Genomic DNA, 1438 nt, shown 5'->3' on the forward strand with positions numbered 1-1438 from the left:
TAGACCCGCAGCGCCGTGGCATGGGAGACAACGCCGCACCCTGGGGCATCCCGCAGCCACCCTGGCCGCTCCGGGTCCAGCATCAGCCACTGGCTGTACAGCCGCGGAAAAAGATGCCTCCCACCAGCGCGAATACGCATCACCCCCTCGATGACAGGCTCAACGACCCCTGCTTCTTTGAAGCGCCCGAGCTCGACGACCGAGACACCGGCTCTCTCCGCCTGCCGCTCCGTGACACACCCCCACCGACCTTCAGCCAAATCACACAGCGTAGCGACCTGATCGATCATGCGCTTATGCTAAGGTATAGCGCCCGTTGGGGTAGACCGCGCAGACACAGCGCAGGGCACAGAGGGTGTGAACATGAGCAGCGAATGGCTTACCACGTTGGAACGCGGTGAGGAACCCCACGTTCTCCATAGAATGCGCACTGGATGGGCAGTGCTGGGCAGCACGCAGCATCTCCCCGGCTACTGCCTGCTCGTCTACGCCGGATCGGCAAACCATCTGACGGACCTTCCCCGCCCAGAACGAATGGACTTCCTTTTCGACCTGTCTCTTCTCGGCGAGGCTGTCGCTCAGGTATGCGCGGCTCGCGACGAAGACTTTCTGCGAATCAACTACGAAGTGTTGGGGAACCTCTGGCCGCATCTCCACGGCCATGTACACGCGCGTTACAGGTGGGAGGAGGAGAGTCTCCGGGTCGGCCCCGTCTACCTGTATGGCGCGGAGCGGACGAAGAAGGAACACGCGATTAGCGCGGCACACAACCAGCTTAACGCCGATCTACGAGCGACATTATCCACCCTCACGCGCGACGCGTACGGCACGTGACGAGCGTCGCCGAACTCTCCTGGCGAGGGAGGCGGTTACCAGCCGGACCCGGCATCTCAGTCTCTTCCCCCGACCCGAGGTCTGCCAAGCCGGGTCAACACCAGCGGCGCCGCGGTGGACACGCCGAGTGTCAGACGGCTGGTCATGTCGAGTTTCACCTCACCGTATGGGGCGACGTGCGTCCAGAACAAGGGTGTGAGGCCGCGCCGGTCGGCGTCGGTCAGCTGCTCGGCCCAGTCGTCGTCGGCGAGGACGTCCTGGACCATGAGGGTGTTGACGTAGACTAGGGCGGCTTGGAGCACGCGCAGGCAGAGGACGGAGAGTTCCTGCTCGTCGCGGCGGTTGGTGGCGATGTCGCCGCCATGGCCTGGTAGGTGGGGTGGATCGCGTTGGCCCGGATGAAGCGGCGCAGGATCGCCTCGGCGGAAGCGGTGCCGGTCCGGATCGCGGTGGCGTATTTGATCATCTGGTCGTACTGTTCGGCGACGACGTCCCAGCGGATCGGCCGGGTCAGCGCCGGCGCGAGCCGCGGGTAGGCGTCCGGCTCGCCGGCGGCCGGCCGGTAGAGCCGAACCCTGTTGATCCGTTTGATGCGCGGGAGCAG

The 1438-nt window shown here is 65.1% G+C and carries 1 protein-coding gene and 1 pseudogene; one reads left to right on the plus strand and one right to left on the minus strand.

Translation table 11 applies throughout. The features are described 5' to 3' along the window. Window positions 1–363: 363 nt before the first annotated feature. On the plus strand, window positions 364–834 hold the full coding sequence (locus MJ785_RS10515; protein WP_239311344.1) for an HIT family protein: 471 nt from the start codon (window positions 364–366) through the stop codon (window positions 832–834). Window positions 835–890: 56 nt separating this feature from the next. Here the strand turns inward: MJ785_RS10515 and MJ785_RS10520 are convergent. Beyond that, window positions 891–1438: pseudogene (locus tag MJ785_RS10520) on the minus strand (Tn3 family transposase).

Origin of the sequence: Protofrankia sp. CiT1 (genome assembly GCF_917627335.1) — a bacterium.
Taxonomy (GTDB): Bacteria; Actinomycetota; Actinomycetes; order Frankiales; family Frankiaceae; genus Protofrankia.